This is a genomic window from Colwellia sp. BRX8-4, from assembly GCF_014077345.1.
GTDB lineage: Bacteria > Pseudomonadota > Gammaproteobacteria > Enterobacterales > Alteromonadaceae > Colwellia_A.
In genome coordinates this window covers 82580-97348 of the sequence record NZ_JACGVS010000002.1, presented here as the reverse complement: position 1 = coordinate 97348, position 14769 = coordinate 82580, and the positions used below count along the sequence as shown (strand labels likewise).

The following is a 14769-nucleotide window of genomic DNA, read 5'->3' as shown; positions in this document are numbered from 1 at the left end:
TAAAGTTAAGCTCTTTGTTTATTCTCTGCGGTTTTCCAACCAACAGCGAGTCCAGTGTCATAACGTAAATCAACATAATCCACTTGCTGATTTTCTTCTTTTGTTTTCATTATTTGCGGGTAGACATCCATAAAGCGTTGTACACGCTCAATTTTGTTTTCTCTACCTAAATTAAGCGTTATGCCGTTCTTCAGCGTTAACTGCCAAGAATGACGTTCGGTAAGTAACAATTCATCAATTGACAACTCACTAAACTTCAGCAATTTACTTAAATTAACAAAGTTACTTAAGGCAAGATCTTCACTGCCTTCAGGACCAAAAAATGCGGGTAATGCAGACTGTAAACGTGTGGTGTCTGCCTGAAATGCTTTACCGTATTGATTAATTAAAAAGTCACCATTCCATAAAGCAATCGGCGTTTGGTCAACAACATAAATTTTCAGTTCATTCGGCCACTTTTTTCGTACCGATACCGAGTATACCCAAGGTAATTCAGCCACTTTCTGTTGTACGTGATTGACATCAACATTAAAAAAGTTTCCTAAGTTAACATCTTCAATCGCATTTTCTATATCTTGTCTATTGGTAAACGGCATTTCACCGCCAATAACAATCGACGTAACAGGCATTGACTCTTCAGATGACATTTTATTATTTAAAAACCAACTGAATGAAATAATCGTAACAATCACCAGCACAAAAAAAGTCACACCGAGCCAAAAAGACCAGTGTAATTTTTCTTGTTGTTCCGTCATTAATGGTGACAATGACGGTTGATTGCTACTAGTTATTGTCATTATTTATCTGCTAATTGTCCTGTGCTAATGGCGACTATTTTTGTTACCAGCTCACTAAAACTTAAGCCGTGTACCTTTGCTGCTTTAGGTACCAATGACGTTTCAGTCATACCTGGAACAGTATTGACTTCCAGTAGTTGCCATTTATTTTCATTGTTGCGCATAACATCTACGCGCCCCCATCCTTTTGCACCAGTAGCTTTAAAAGCTTTAAGCGCTAATGCTTTAAGTGCTTGCTCATCTTCATCACTCAAACCAGCAGGACAATGATATTGTGTTGTCGTTGATTGATATTTAGCTTCGTAGTCATAGAACTCACGAGGCGTTTCCATATGAATGGCGGGTAACGCTTCTTCGCCTAAAATAGCCACCGTATATTCAGGGCCATTAATCCATGCTTCTACTAAAATTTGGTCATCATATTCAAAGGCAGTCGTTAATGCTTGGTGTAATTCATTGGCTGTTTTGGCTTTGGCCATACCAATACTTGAGCCTTCATTGGCTGGCTTAACCATCACCATGCCACCGAGTGCCGCCAGTATTTTTTCTGCTTGGGTTTCTTGGTAAGCCTCTTTTTCGACAATAGCAAAAGGCGCAGTTGGTAATCCTTGTGCTTGAAACACTTGCTTGCTACGAATTTTGTCCATGGACAACGCAGATCCTAAAACATCAGAACCGGTATAGGGGATGCCCATATATTGTAAAGCCCCCTGCACACAACCATCTTCACCGCCTCGACCATGCAAAGCGATAAAAACACGATCGATATTTCGTTTAGTTAAGTCAGCTAAACAAAATCCTCGAGTGTCGATGAGTTCAACGTCAAAACCAGCTTGTTGTAGACCCTTGGTAATCGCTTTTCCAGAATTAAGTGATACTTCGCGTTCTGCTGAGTCGCCGCCATATAAAACAGCTAACCTTTGGTCTTTCAGTGCTTTCACTTTTTAGCCCCTTTAAGGTCAACATTTAGTAACGGGTTTATCATAATTTCACGAGCTATAACGCCAATAGTACCTGCGCCTTGTGTAATAACCATATCGCCGTCTTGTAATTGCGCTTGCAACAATTCTGCTAATATTTCAGCGCTACTAACATAGATAGGTTCAATTTGACCACGCTGGCGAATACTTCGCGCTAGGCTTTTACTGTCAGCACTGTTGATAGGCGCTTCGCCCGCCGCATAAACATCGAGTAAAAATAAGCAATCAACTTCAGATAACACTTCAACAAAGTCTTCGTATAAATCGCGCGTACGAGAATAACGGTGTGGCTCAAAAATCATCACTAAGCGTTTTTCAGGCCAGCCATTTCTCATCGCTTTAATTGTTGCTTTAACTTCACGAGGGTGATGTCCATAATCATCGACTAAGATCATCTCACCTTTTTCTGTCGCTAAATTAGCCAATTGTTCAAAACGTCTACCGATACCCGCAAATTTTTCTAGAGCACTGACAATGGCCGCGTCGTCTACGCCTTCATCAGTTGCAACAGCGATACTCGCCAAGGCGTTCAGCACATTATGTTCACCGGGTAAGTTTACTGACATATTGATATCAGCAAAACCTTCACGCTGTACGGTAAAATGACTAACGCCACCATTTTGTTGAAAGTTTGTCGCACGTACATCAGCATCTTCACTAAAACCATAGGTGATCACTTGACGACCCATTCTTGGAATGAGTTCACGCACAACATCGTTATCAATACAAACAACCGCTAAACCATAAAACGGTAAGTTATGTAAAAATTCGATATAGGTATCTTTAAGTTTTTCAAAATCACCTTGGTAAGTCTCCATGTGATCTTCGTCGATATTAGTGATCACTGAAACCATAGGCTGCAGATGCAAGAATGACGCGTCACTCTCATCGGCTTCTGCAATAAGGTAACGACTTTTACCCAAACGCGCATTGGTGCCAGCGCTATTTAATAAGCCACCAATCACAAATGTTGGGTCTAGGTCACCTTCAGCAAAAATACTTGCAATCAAACTGGTCGTTGTTGTTTTGCCATGAGTCCCTGCAATCGCAACACCATGGCGAAAACGCATTAATTCAGCTAACATTTCTGCACGACGTACCACAGGAATACGTAACGTTTGCGCATTCACCAATTCTGGGTTATCTGCTTTAATTGCCGTTGAAACAACAATAACACTCGCACCAACAATGTTATCTGCCGCATGACCTATAGTAATATTTGCACCTAACGCCATTAAGCGAGTCACAACTTGATTTTCGCCAATATCAGAGCCAGTAATTTGGTAGCCTTCATTTAACAATACTTCAGCAATACCCCCCATACCTGCACCGCCAATACCGACAAAGTGAATGCTTTTTACTCGGCGCATTTCTGGTAATTTAATAGGTGCGGTGTTATTGGCTATTTTATTTCTCATTATCTTACTCATTAGTTAACTAACTCCGCGCAAGTATTAGCAACACGGAGAGTTGCATCAACGTGAGCAGCATCGTGCGCCGCTTTCACCATCGACCTTACTACGCTGTCGGAAATAAAAAGGCTGTTAAGCATTTGCGCTAAAGTCGTACCGTTAAATTCTTTTTGTGGTAATAATTTTGCAGCACCACGTGAAACTAAATACATCGCATTTTTGGTTTGATGGTCATCAACGGCATGAGGTAAAGGCACAAAAATAGCAGGTTTAGCTGCCATAGCGAGTTCTGAAACGGTTAAGGCACCTGCTCGGCAAACAACAATGTCTGCCCATTGATAAGCGGCCGCCATATCTTCAATAAATTCAGTCACTTTAACTTTATCTTCTGACAAGCCAAACTTTTTATAGCTGGCCAGTACTGCTGTTTGATTATCACGACCCGTTTGATGCCAAACGTCAATATTTTGCAGTTGTATTTGTTTTAACGCTTGTGGCACGGTTTCATTCAAAATTTTAGCGCCAAGACTTCCACCAACCACTAGTACTTTTTTACTACTACTTGGATTCTCGGGGATCACTGGCGTTAACGCGGTTATTTCTTTACGCAACGGGTTTCCAACCACCTGAAAGTCAATATTAGCGGTAAAAGCGTTTGGGAATGCACTCAACACTTTAGTGGCAATTTTCGCTAAATAACGGTTTGTCATGCCAGCAACCGCATTTTGTTCATGTAAAACTAAAGGGATCCGCATTAACCAAGCAGCAAAGCCACCAGGAGCACTTGCATAACCGCCCATGCCTAAGACAACATCGGGTTTTACTTTGCGTAATATCGCAATTGATTGTAAAACCGACTGTAATAATTGAAACGGTATTTTAACACGCTCTAACAAGCTTTTATTACGTACACCGGCAATATTGATAAATGAAATATCAAACCCATGCTCAGGAACAATTTTTGCTTCCATACGTTTTTCAGTGCCAAGCCAATGTATCTTCCAACCTTGAGCTTTGAGCATTTCTGCCACAGCTATACCTGGGAAAATATGACCCCCTGTGCCACCAGCCATCACTAATAAAGTGGGTGTTTTTTTACTAGTTGTATTTTCAAATCCAGTCATATTGTTCACCCTCCTTATCATCTTTAGTTTTGGGTTTTACTACTATTTTATTCATTGCATTACTTTTTTTTATTTTGTTTTTCTTTGATTTTTTCTTAGTGGTCGCCTGAATACTTTGCAAACGTATCTCATGATCTATTCTCATCAAGATAAACACCGCCATGGTCATAATGATCATCGAGCTACCGCCATAACTTAATAACGGCATCGTTAACCCTTTAGTGGGCACTACACCTGCACTAGCACCAACATTGACCGCAGCTTGAAAGCTTATCCAAATACCAATAGCGTAAGCAAAAAAACCTTCGAAATATTTTTCTTTTTGTAAAGCGGCTCTGCCAAGTAACAGTGCCTTGAGCACTAAAAACATACTCAGCATTAAGATCACGCTTATACCAATAAAGCCAAGTTCTTCTGCAACAACCGCCATAACAAAATCGGTATGCGCTTCGGGTAAATATTCTAGCTTTTGAATACTATTTCCTAACCCTTGTCCAAAAATCTCACCACGGCCATATGCCATCAATGATTGTGTTAATTGATAACCACTGCCAAAGGGATCTTCCCAAGGGTCTAAAAAGCCGGTAACTCGCGCCCAACGATAAGGAGAAAAATAAGCGAGCGCGGATAATAAACTAATGCCAACGCCAGATACACAAGCAAATTGCCAAAGTTTAGCGCCAGCTAAAAATAACAGACCAAAAGTGGTCACAAACATCACAACAATGGTACCTAAATCTGGTTGCATTAATAACAAACCACCAAGTACAGTAAAGACAACGAGTGGTTTAGCAAACCCTTTAACGTTTTCCATCACTTCATCACGACGTCGAACAAGATAAGACGATAAATAACAAAAGAAAAACAATTTCGCAGGCTCTGCCGCTTGTAACGTTATTGGACCCACAACAATCCACCGTGTCGAACCATTAACCGTTCGGCCAATCACTAACACCACAACTAACAGCAAAATCCCCAATAGCAGTAAATGCCCACTATGTTTTTGCCAAAGACTCATCGGTACGCTCATCGTGACAACGGCCACCAACAAACTTATACAAATATAAATAAAGTGACGCTCGACAAAATGAAACGGGTCATTGAACAATCTTTCTGCTACAGGCATAGACGAACTGGCGACCATAATGAGACCAATCATATACATACTAATAGCGAGTAATAAGTACGTACGATCAAATGTAGCGCTGCTAGCACCTTGCTCTGCCGATAACCACATGGGTAGTTTTATATTATCGAGTTTAGAGAGAACTGATGTTGTCATGAGTTCTCCTCTGGCAAGCTTGGTGTTTTATTTTCTCCGCTCAACTTGTTAACCGCATTGACAAAGACTTCGCCACGTTCAGCAAAGTTCTTGAACATATCAATGCTGGCACAAGCCGGTGAAAGTAACACTACATCACCTGATTTAACGATATTGCCAAGGATATTAATCGCTTGTTCAATACGGGTAACTTTACTATTTTTTATCTGTGCTTTATTAGCGACAGCAGCCACTTCATCGCCGTCTTTACCTAAGGTAAAAACATGGCTAACATCTTTAGAAAAAACGTTAGTTAATGGGGAAAAGTCTGCTCCTTTGCCATCGCCACCCGCAATAACATATAAGTTGTTATCTACTGACATCATAGCGGCTAAGCCTTCAATCGCTGCTAGGGTTGCGCCAACATTGGTTGCTTTAGAGTCGTTAATCCATTGCACATTTTTATACGTTGATATCAGCTGACAACGATGTTCCAAGCCTTTAAATTCAACTAAATGTACTAACATCTCGTCAAGTGGCCAACCAGCACTATGACCTAGTGCCAATACCGCTAAACAGTTCAAGGCATTGTGTAAACCGGCAATAGGTAGTTGATTAACACCAATAAGCGGCTTTGAGCCAAACATTAATTGTCTTTGTCCATCAATCACCGACATGCCAAAATGACCGTCAAGTGCAACATCGCTACCAAACGAAAGTGACTTTTGCGCCTTACCAACAAGTTGAGTATTAACATCATCACGATTAGTTATAGCCGTTTGACACTGTTGATAAATACCTCGTTTAATCGCGGCATAGTTTTCTAAGGTTTTATGACGATCTAAATGATCATCGCTCACATTTAAAACAGTTGCAGCAATCGCCTTCATACTGCGTAATGTCTCTAATTGAAAACTAGAAAGTTCTAAGACTAAGCAGTCGAGTGATTTTTGCGATTGTTCTAGTACCGGTACTCCAATATTACCGCCTAGTTCAACTTTTTTACCCAGCCTTTGTCCGAGAAAAGCCAATAAAGACACCACCGTTGATTTACCATTTGAACCGGTAACAGCAAGAATAGCGGTGTTATTATTTTGACAATAAAGCTCAACGTCTCCAGCAACAATACAATTTTTACTTATCTGCTTAGCAATGTCAGCAATACTGGTATCTACACCTGGGCTGACCAGTAAAACATCGGCTGAAGCGATCAGTGTTTTATCCCAGCCACCTAACGTTAACGATGTATGTGGAAACTCTTGCTTAAAAACGTCAATATTAATGGCATTATCACGACTGTCATTTACCGAGCAAGTTAAGCCATTTTTTGCTAAATAACGCACACAAGACAACCCTGTTAACCCTGCACCGAGGACAACAATTTTTTGGGTTGTTAACTGCGCTATCGCTAGCGGAGCTTGTGATGTCTTTTGCGTCATTTTATGCTTTATACCTACTTTAAATACTATTTTTTATTAAACGATTTATTAATCAATCATTGTTAGCGTAGTTTTAATGTCGCTAAACCAATCAATACCAGTACTAATGAGATAATCCAAAAACGGACAATAACTCTTGGCTCAGGCCAGCCTTTTAATTCGTAATGATGGTGAATAGGCGCCATACGGAAAATACGTTGGCCACGTAATTTATAAGAGCCAACTTGTAAAATAACTGACACCGTTTCCATAACAAAAACACCGCCCATAATGAACAACACTAATTCTTGTCGAACTAAAACCGCGATAACACCCAAGGCTGCACCAAGTGCTAAAGAACCAACATCGCCCATAAATACTTGTGCAGGGTAAGTGTTAAACCAGAGAAATCCTAAACCTGCGCCAACAATAGCCGTACAAACAACCACTAACTCACTCGCCATCGCAATGTGGGGAATATTTAAATATTCAGAGAAGTTTGCGTGTCCTGTCATGTAGGCAAAAATAGCAAAAGCGCCGGCGACCATTATCGTTGGTACTATTGCTAAGCCATCTAAACCATCAGTTAAATTAACTGCGTTACTGGTTCCAACAATCACAAAGTAGGTCATACCAACGTAAAAAATACCCAGTTGAGGTAATACGTCTTTAACGAACGGAATAAGTAAACTTGTTTCTTCGGGACTTTGAGCAAGAGAATATAAAAACAAGGCTGTCGCTAAACCCGCAACGGTTTGCCAAAAGTATTTCCAACGCGCAATTAAACCATTAGGGTCTTTGCGAATAACTTTTCGATAATCATCAACAAAGCCTATTAGGCCAAAACTGGTGATAACAAAAAGCACGACCCAAACATAGGTATTACTTAAATCGGCCCAGAGTAAAACACTGACCACAATAGCGGCTAAAATTAACAGCCCACCCATAGTCGGCGTGCCGGTTTTCACCAAATGGCTTTCGGGGCCATCATCGCGAACAACCTGACCCACTTGCATATTTTGCAAGAAACGGATCAGCTTAGGACCAAAGTACAAAGATATAGTTAACGCGGTTAATGTACTTACAATGGCGCGAAATGTTAGATAAGAAAAAACATTAAAAAAACTGTAATACTGTGTTAAATATTCACTTAGCCAAACTAGCATGAACTTATCTCCGATGATTTATGTTCTGAAGTTGACGAAGAGAGTTCTAAATTTTTACGCCAGTTAATAATATCTTGCACTACATTTTCCATACGGGCACTACGTGATCCTTTGACTAAGATAGAGATCGCTTGCTGCTCATTTTCCAATAAAGAAGTTAAACAACGCATTAACGACACTCTGTCACTAAAATGTTGGCCATTAAAAGCATCAGCTGAACTTTGACTCAGCACGCCCAGCGTCAGTAAATCATCAATTTTGCATTGTTTAGCATAATCGCCAACTTCATGATGATAACCTCGAGCTTGTGCGCCCAATTCGCCCATATCACCAAGGATAAGGATGCGTCGGCCTGAGTAGCTAGCCAATAAATCGCTAGCCGCTTTTATTGATTCAACATTTGCGTTGTAAGTATCATCAATTAATTTAAACGTGGGTGTTAACTGATGTAAATTTAATCGGCCTTTCACCGGTGACATTTCAGCCAAGCCTAAACGAATATCGTCAAGGCTAGCACCAAACTCTAAAGCAATCGCAGCTGCAGCAACCGCATTACAAACATTGTGTTTCCCCGGCACCGTTAATTCAATGAACGTATTGCCAGAGTGAGTATTAAGCTTAAAGCCAGCACAACCTGTATCATCAAGTATTACATCACTTGAGAAACAGTCAGCAGCTTGTTCACATGAGAACGTTCTTACTTTTTTGTCAACCAAACGCCATTGCCATTTATTGGCAAATTTACAATCTTGGTTATATAGAGCAATGCCGCCACTGCTTAGGCCTTCAAAAATTTCACCTTTTGCACGTGCCACACCGCATAAATCGCCAAATCCCTCTAAATGAGCCGCGGCAATATTATTAATAATAGCAACATCAGGCTTCACTAATGCTGAGGTGTAAGCTATTTCACCCATATGATTTGCACCCAACTCAACCACAGCAAATTCGTGCTGTGGCTCAAGGCGCAATAAGGTGAGTGGCACACCAATATCGTTATTAAAATTCCCTTTTGTTGCTAATACCTTACCCAAGCGTGATAAAATTGCCGCTACCATTTCTTTTACTGTGGTTTTACCACTACTTCCGGTAATAGCAACCGTTTTAGGGGCAACTTTTTCTTTCACATAAGCAGCTATCTTGCCTAAGGCTTTATGCGTATCTTCAACAATAATTTGAGGAATACTCAGTTGGCAATCATCTTGAACAATCACGGCTGCACAACCTAATTCAATCACCTGATTCAAAAAACGGTGTGCATCAAAATTTGGCCCCTTGAGCGCAAGAAATAATTCACCCTTTGCTAATGCTCGACTATCGGTATTAATGCTATCAATAGTGATGTTTTCTCCAACGAGCTTACCATCAACGGCTAAAGCAATTTCAGCTAAGCATAATGGGATCATGATATTGCTCCTGCAGTGTTACTTTGTTGTTGATAAACGTCATAAATGGCTTTAACCAATTCACGTTCGTTATAATTAATTTTTTCATTAGCTACTATGATGTAGTCTTCATGGCCTTTACCCGCAAGTAAAACCATGTCATCAGCCTTTGCTTTTGCCAAGGTAGCTTTGATCGCGGCTTCGCGGTCAAGTAAAACGGTGATTTTTTCAGGAAAAAGACACCCCGCGAGCATATCGGCAACGATATCTTCAGCTTTTTCTGTTCTTGGATTATCTGTGGTAAACACCAGATGATCAGCACCATTCTCGGCTGCTAGCGCCATTAGTGGTCGCTTACCTTTGTCTCTGTCTCCTCCACAACCAAACACCACCCATAACTCACCTTTACAATGGTGGCGACAAGCATGCAGTGCACTGACTAATGCATCGGGAGTATGTGCATAGTCAACAATAGTGGTCGCTTTATTATTGGCTTTAAATGTTTCCATACGGCCAACAATCGGTGTTAATGCTTTAACCGCTAACGCGATATCATTTAATGAAATATTTTTGCTCATCAATACAGCAATACCCGCTAATAAATTTTCAATATTGAAATCGCCCATTAGCACGCTGTCAATTTCTTGTTGACCAAGATGGGTATTCAAGATGAATTGAACACCATTAGCATGGGTTTTAATCTCACTGGCTTGGGCATAAGCTGAAAATTGAGTAACTGCGGCCGATTTACCATAAACAATAAGACTTTGCTTATTTGGCCAATGCGCTAACCATTGTTTACCTTGCTGGTCATCACCATTAATAATGGCTATTTGTTTGGCATCATGACTAAAAATTTGATATTTGGCGTCCGCATAGTTTGTCATGGTTTTATGATAATCAAGATGATCGCGTGTCAAATTGGTGAACACGGCAATATCAAGTAAATTTGCTATAACACGCCGCTGCTCAAGTGCATGAGAAGATATTTCCATAGCAACATTTTTACAATGATCTGCAGAGAACTCAGCCATTAACTGATGCAACTGTGTTGCTGCCGGTGTCGTATTTTCAACGGATTGTAGCGATTCAATTTGTCCAGCGCCATTGGTGCCTATAACCGCTGTTCTTTGTTGGCAACTCGCTAATAATTTTGAGATTATTTGACTGGTGCTGGTTTTACCATTGGTGCCAGTAATACCTATAATCGTCATATTATCTTGTGGACTTTGATAATACCCCTTAGCAAATGAAAATAACTTTTCATTGAGTTGATAGAAATAGACTTGTGCTATTTTTTTATCTGAATTTTCTGTCGTTAAATAAACAATTTCACCATGTTGGCTGGCATGGCTGCATTCAGCAATGATTAACCCACACTCTAATGATACGGCTTGGTTAATAAAATCATTACCATTTTGCTGATGGCCGATAATCGCACAAAAGACATCGCCCGTTTTTAATTTACGGGTATCATTAATCAAATCTCCACAATTCATTGGGAAATAAGCCCGTTCAGCCAATGCGGGTAACGGTAAATTAAACCGTTTAAAAACGTCAAATAATTGTGCTTGGCTCAATGAAAAAGTAAACTTAGGCATCGGCATGCTCCTGTTTTACTTTCATTGTTGGCTTGTCTTCACTGACCACAGGTCTTATATCAGCAACACGCTTTGCATCTGGAGCAATATTTAATACCCGCAATGCGCCTTTCATTACTCTTGAAAAGACAGGGGCAGCAACTTCGCCACCATGGTATAAATCGCCGCCAGGTTCATTAATAACAACAACAACCACAATCTCAGGATCAGAAATTGGTGCCATACCAGCAAACAAGCCAACGTATTCATTGCCATAGCCACCAGCGAAAGCTTTAATTGCAGTGCCCGTTTTGCCACCAACACGGTAACCTTCTACCTTAGCATTTGGGGTATGTTCATTAACCACATTTTCTAACATGCCAACAACTTGTTCACTCGATTGCTCTGAAAAAATCCGTACATCTCGAAGTGGAATAGTATCCAAGGTATCTTTTTTGATAATAGTGAGCGGCTTTTTAATGCCGCCATTAGCTAAGGTTGAATAAAAACGTGCTAGTTGAAGCGGGGTTGCCGCAACACCATGTCCCCAAGATAAGGTCGCTAATTCAAATTTCGACCAACGTTGGCGATCATGCATAATACCTGAACTTTCGCCAACTAAGCCAACACCCGTTTCTTCGCCAAAGCCAGCATCAAAAAATTTATTCAGTAAAAATTCTTTCGGTACTGAAAGTGCTAGTTTTGTCGTGCCCATATTTGATGAATGCACCAAAATATCAGTAATACTTAATTTGCCACGGTTAATTGGGTCGCCAACTCTGCGGCCACCTAAACGCATCCAACCTGGACTGGTATCAATAATGCTGTCGGCTTTTACCGAACCAAACTCTAAGGCGGTTAATGCAGTTAAAGGTTTTAAGGTTGAACCCGGTTCATAAAAATCGGTGATCGCTCGATTTCGAAAACGATGGATCGCTGTGTTTCGACGATTATTAGGATTATAAGATGGGCTATTTACCAGCGCTAAAATTTCGCCGGTATGAACATTAGTAACAACGACTGAGCCTGATGTCGCTTTAAATGCTTTTACCGCACCTTTTAATTCTTTATAAGCGATGGCTTGAATACGCTGATCAATACTCAAAACGATATCTTTGGGCTGAGTAGATTCTTGCTCAGACAGTATTTCTATTTTACGGCCCTTAGCATCTTTACGGTATTGTTTTTCGCCGTCAGTTCCCGTCAGTAATTGATCGTAAACGCGTTCAACACCCTCGATACCTTTGTCATCTACATTGGTAAAGCCAACAACATGAGCGCTTATTTCTCCTGACGGATAAAAGCGTTTTGATTCTTTTCGTAAATGAATACCCGGTATTTTTAATTCTTTAATGTATTTAGCCATTGCTGGCGATACTTTACGTTCAACATAAACAAAACGTTTAGTTGGGTTTTTAACAATACGTGAAGTTAGTTTGTTAACATTACGCCCTAAAACATCGGCAAGTGCTTGCCAATGCTCTTTCATTGCTAGCGCATTGTTGTCCATGATAATTTTAGGATCTGCCCACACGGTTTCAACCGGGACACTGATCGCCAGTTCACGGCCGTTACGATCGACAATTGAACCACGTTGTACGGTATGAGCAGCGGTACGTAATGAGCGCATATCTCCCTGTTTTTTCAACATGTCGGGTTCAATGATTTGAATATATGCACTGCGAGCCAACAAACCTGCATAAACAAACACTATTAGGCCGACCACAACGTAAAAACGCCATGCCACCGAAATTTGCTGTTTATCTACTTGTTTCTTCACTAACTTGCTCATTGTTGTTGAATGATAATTTCCGAATTTATATTCGGTCTTTTCATCTGTAATAATTTTCTAGCTTTGCTTTCTATCGTACTGTGCTCAGCTAGGCTATTTTGCTCTAACAATAAATTACGCCACTCAATATCTAACTCATCTCTTTCTGTTAATAATATTTCTAAACCACTGGTGGTTTGACGATTTAAATGGGTGAAGTAAATCACCGAAAATGCCGAAATAACCACCATAACTAACAACAGATATATAAATATATGTCGCTGAATGTCGTACCAAACTTCTAATGGCAATGCCATTTTTGAGTTTGCCATAACTATATCAGCCGCATTAAAGCGGTAATCTCATTGCAACCCGCATGACTGAACTTCGTGAACGCTTATTTTCTTCAACTTCACTTTCACTGGGTTTTAGTCTTCGACCAACAAGTTCTAATTTTTTACCTTTATTCAATTCTGCTTCACTGATCGGTAAACCACGAGGCACTTTTTTGCCTTGCGAGTGTTTTTTCATAAACTGCTTAACAAGACGGTCTTCTAATGAATGGAAGCTAATAACCACTAAACGACCATTTTCAGCAAGTACTGATAATGATGCCGCAAGTACTTTTTCAATTTGCTCTAACTCACTATTAATGTAAATACGGATCGCTTGAAAGCTTCGTGTCGCTGGGTGCTTTTTAATTTCGCGTTGTGGTGCTGTCGTTTGAATGATTTTGGCTAACTGACTAGTACGGGTATAAGGGGTTTCTTCACGTGTATCAACAATGGCGTTAGCAATTCGCCAAGCGTGTTTTTCTTCACCAAAAGTACGTAGTACCCAAGTAATATCTTCAACATCAGCCACAGCAATCCATTCTGCTGCGGTTTGTCCACGCGAAGTATCCATACGCATGTCTAATGGGCCATCATTCATAAAGCTAAAGCCACGTTCGGCTTCATCAAGCTGTGGCGAAGACACGCCAAGGTCAAGGAGAATACCGTCAACTTTACCAAGTAATTGATGCTTTTCAGCAATGTTTTGTAAGTCGGCAAAGCCTTCGTGCTCAATAGTGAATCGAGCATCGTCAGCAAATTTTTCTGCTGCTTTAATTGCCGTAAGATCTCGGTCAATGGCAATAAGCCGACCATTTTCAGAGAGTTGAGAAAGTATAAGGGCTGAGTGCCCGCCTCGACCAAACGTACAGTCGATATAGGTACCATCGGGGTTGATTGCGAGTCCGGTCACTGCTTCGTCAAGCAATACCGAGATATGTGAATTATCTAATTTCATTTTGGGTAACACCATGTTACTGAATACCAAGTGATCAATTCGGTATCGGGTTATTAACTATTTTTAGTCTTATTTTTGCTATTTACAGTGATAAGTCTAACAAGCGGTCAGTCAGTTCAATTTCACCCGACTGAATTTGGCTAATGCCTTTTTGCATTTGCGCTTGCCAGGCATTTTCACTCCAAATTTCAAATTTCTTTAATTGTCCTACCAGCATCACACCTTTTTCTAAATTGGCATGTAAACGCAACGGACCATTAATCAATAAGCGACCACTCTTATCAATTTCACAATCAGAAGCATTGCCTAAAAGTACTTGCTGTAACAATCTTTCTTGTGGGTTCATACTCGATAAACTACACAATTTTAATTCTATTTCTTCCCATTCAGGAAGCGGGTAAAGTAGTAGGCAGGGATGTTGAATATCAACGGTACAAACCATTTTTCCTTGGCAATCGGCAAATAGCTCTTCGCGGTACTTGGTCGGTACCGTGATTCTATTTTTACTGTCGAGCGTAATTGCGCTTGTGCCTCTAAACATAATCCTGCTTTATTATTTTAGTAATCCTTTAAGATCCACTAATT

At 40.4% G+C, this 14769-nt stretch carries 13 protein-coding genes; all 13 read right to left on the bottom strand.

Translation table 11 applies throughout. The features are described from left to right. Positions 1–5 precede the first annotated feature (5 nt). The 13 genes from H4J56_RS02255 to mraZ all read right to left on the bottom strand — a co-directional run bounded on the left by H4J56_RS02255 (position 6) and on the right by mraZ (position 14725). Entirely contained in the window at positions 6–797 is a 792-nt protein-coding gene (locus H4J56_RS02255; RefSeq protein WP_259368143.1) for a cell division protein FtsQ/DivIB, read from the bottom strand. Next, the gene (locus tag H4J56_RS02250; RefSeq protein ID WP_182258796.1) at positions 797–1738 is read right to left on the bottom strand and encodes a D-alanine--D-alanine ligase; all 942 of its coding nucleotides are present in this window, start codon (positions 1736–1738) and stop codon (positions 797–799) included. The genes H4J56_RS02255 and H4J56_RS02250 overlap by 1 nt, the downstream gene beginning before the upstream one ends. Continuing rightward, positions 1735–3195, bottom strand: a complete 1461-nt coding sequence (murC, locus tag H4J56_RS02245) for a UDP-N-acetylmuramate--L-alanine ligase (RefSeq protein ID WP_182221130.1) — start codon at positions 3193–3195, stop codon at positions 1735–1737. Before murC ends, H4J56_RS02250 begins: the two co-directional genes overlap by 4 nt. Before the next feature lie 11 nt (positions 3196–3206). Beyond that, a complete protein-coding gene (gene murG / locus H4J56_RS02240) occupies positions 3207–4313 on the bottom strand; it encodes an undecaprenyldiphospho-muramoylpentapeptide beta-N-acetylglucosaminyltransferase (protein WP_182258795.1) in 1107 nt (368 codons plus the stop codon). After that, a complete protein-coding gene (gene ftsW, locus H4J56_RS02235) occupies positions 4300–5550 on the bottom strand; it encodes a cell division protein FtsW (protein WP_259364715.1) in 1251 nt (416 codons plus the stop codon). The genes murG and ftsW overlap by 14 nt, the downstream gene beginning before the upstream one ends. 41 nt (positions 5551–5591) lie before the next feature. Continuing rightward, positions 5592–7013 (bottom strand): UDP-N-acetylmuramoyl-L-alanine--D-glutamate ligase, encoded by a 1422-nt coding sequence (gene murD / locus H4J56_RS02230; RefSeq protein WP_182258794.1) that lies wholly within the window; start codon positions 7011–7013, stop codon positions 5592–5594. Between the two features lie 62 nt (positions 7014–7075). After that, a complete protein-coding gene (gene mraY / locus H4J56_RS02225) occupies positions 7076–8158 on the bottom strand; it encodes a phospho-N-acetylmuramoyl-pentapeptide-transferase (protein WP_182213320.1) in 1083 nt (360 codons plus the stop codon). Further along, a complete protein-coding gene (gene murF, locus H4J56_RS02220) occupies positions 8152–9564 on the bottom strand; it encodes a UDP-N-acetylmuramoyl-tripeptide--D-alanyl-D-alanine ligase (protein ID WP_182258793.1) in 1413 nt (470 codons plus the stop codon). The genes mraY and murF overlap by 7 nt, the downstream gene beginning before the upstream one ends. Continuing rightward, entirely contained in the window at positions 9561–11144 is a 1584-nt protein-coding gene (locus tag H4J56_RS02215) for a UDP-N-acetylmuramoyl-L-alanyl-D-glutamate--2,6-diaminopimelate ligase (protein WP_182221133.1), read from the bottom strand. The genes murF and H4J56_RS02215 overlap by 4 nt, the downstream gene beginning before the upstream one ends. After that, positions 11137–12915 (bottom strand): penicillin-binding protein 2, encoded by a 1779-nt coding sequence (locus H4J56_RS02210; RefSeq protein ID WP_182213314.1) that lies wholly within the window; start codon positions 12913–12915, stop codon positions 11137–11139. The genes H4J56_RS02215 and H4J56_RS02210 overlap by 8 nt, the downstream gene beginning before the upstream one ends. Next, the gene (ftsL, locus tag H4J56_RS02205; RefSeq protein ID WP_182213312.1) at positions 12912–13226 is read right to left on the bottom strand and encodes a cell division protein FtsL; all 315 of its coding nucleotides are present in this window, start codon (positions 13224–13226) and stop codon (positions 12912–12914) included. The genes H4J56_RS02210 and ftsL overlap by 4 nt, the downstream gene beginning before the upstream one ends. A 16-nt stretch (positions 13227–13242) precedes the next feature. Beyond that, a complete protein-coding gene (gene rsmH / locus H4J56_RS02200) occupies positions 13243–14184 on the bottom strand; it encodes a 16S rRNA (cytosine(1402)-N(4))-methyltransferase RsmH (protein WP_070377051.1) in 942 nt (313 codons plus the stop codon). Between the two features lie 82 nt (positions 14185–14266). Further along, the gene (gene mraZ, locus H4J56_RS02195; RefSeq protein WP_070374782.1) at positions 14267–14725 is read right to left on the bottom strand and encodes a division/cell wall cluster transcriptional repressor MraZ; all 459 of its coding nucleotides are present in this window, start codon (positions 14723–14725) and stop codon (positions 14267–14269) included. Between the last annotated feature and the right edge of the window lie 44 nt (positions 14726–14769).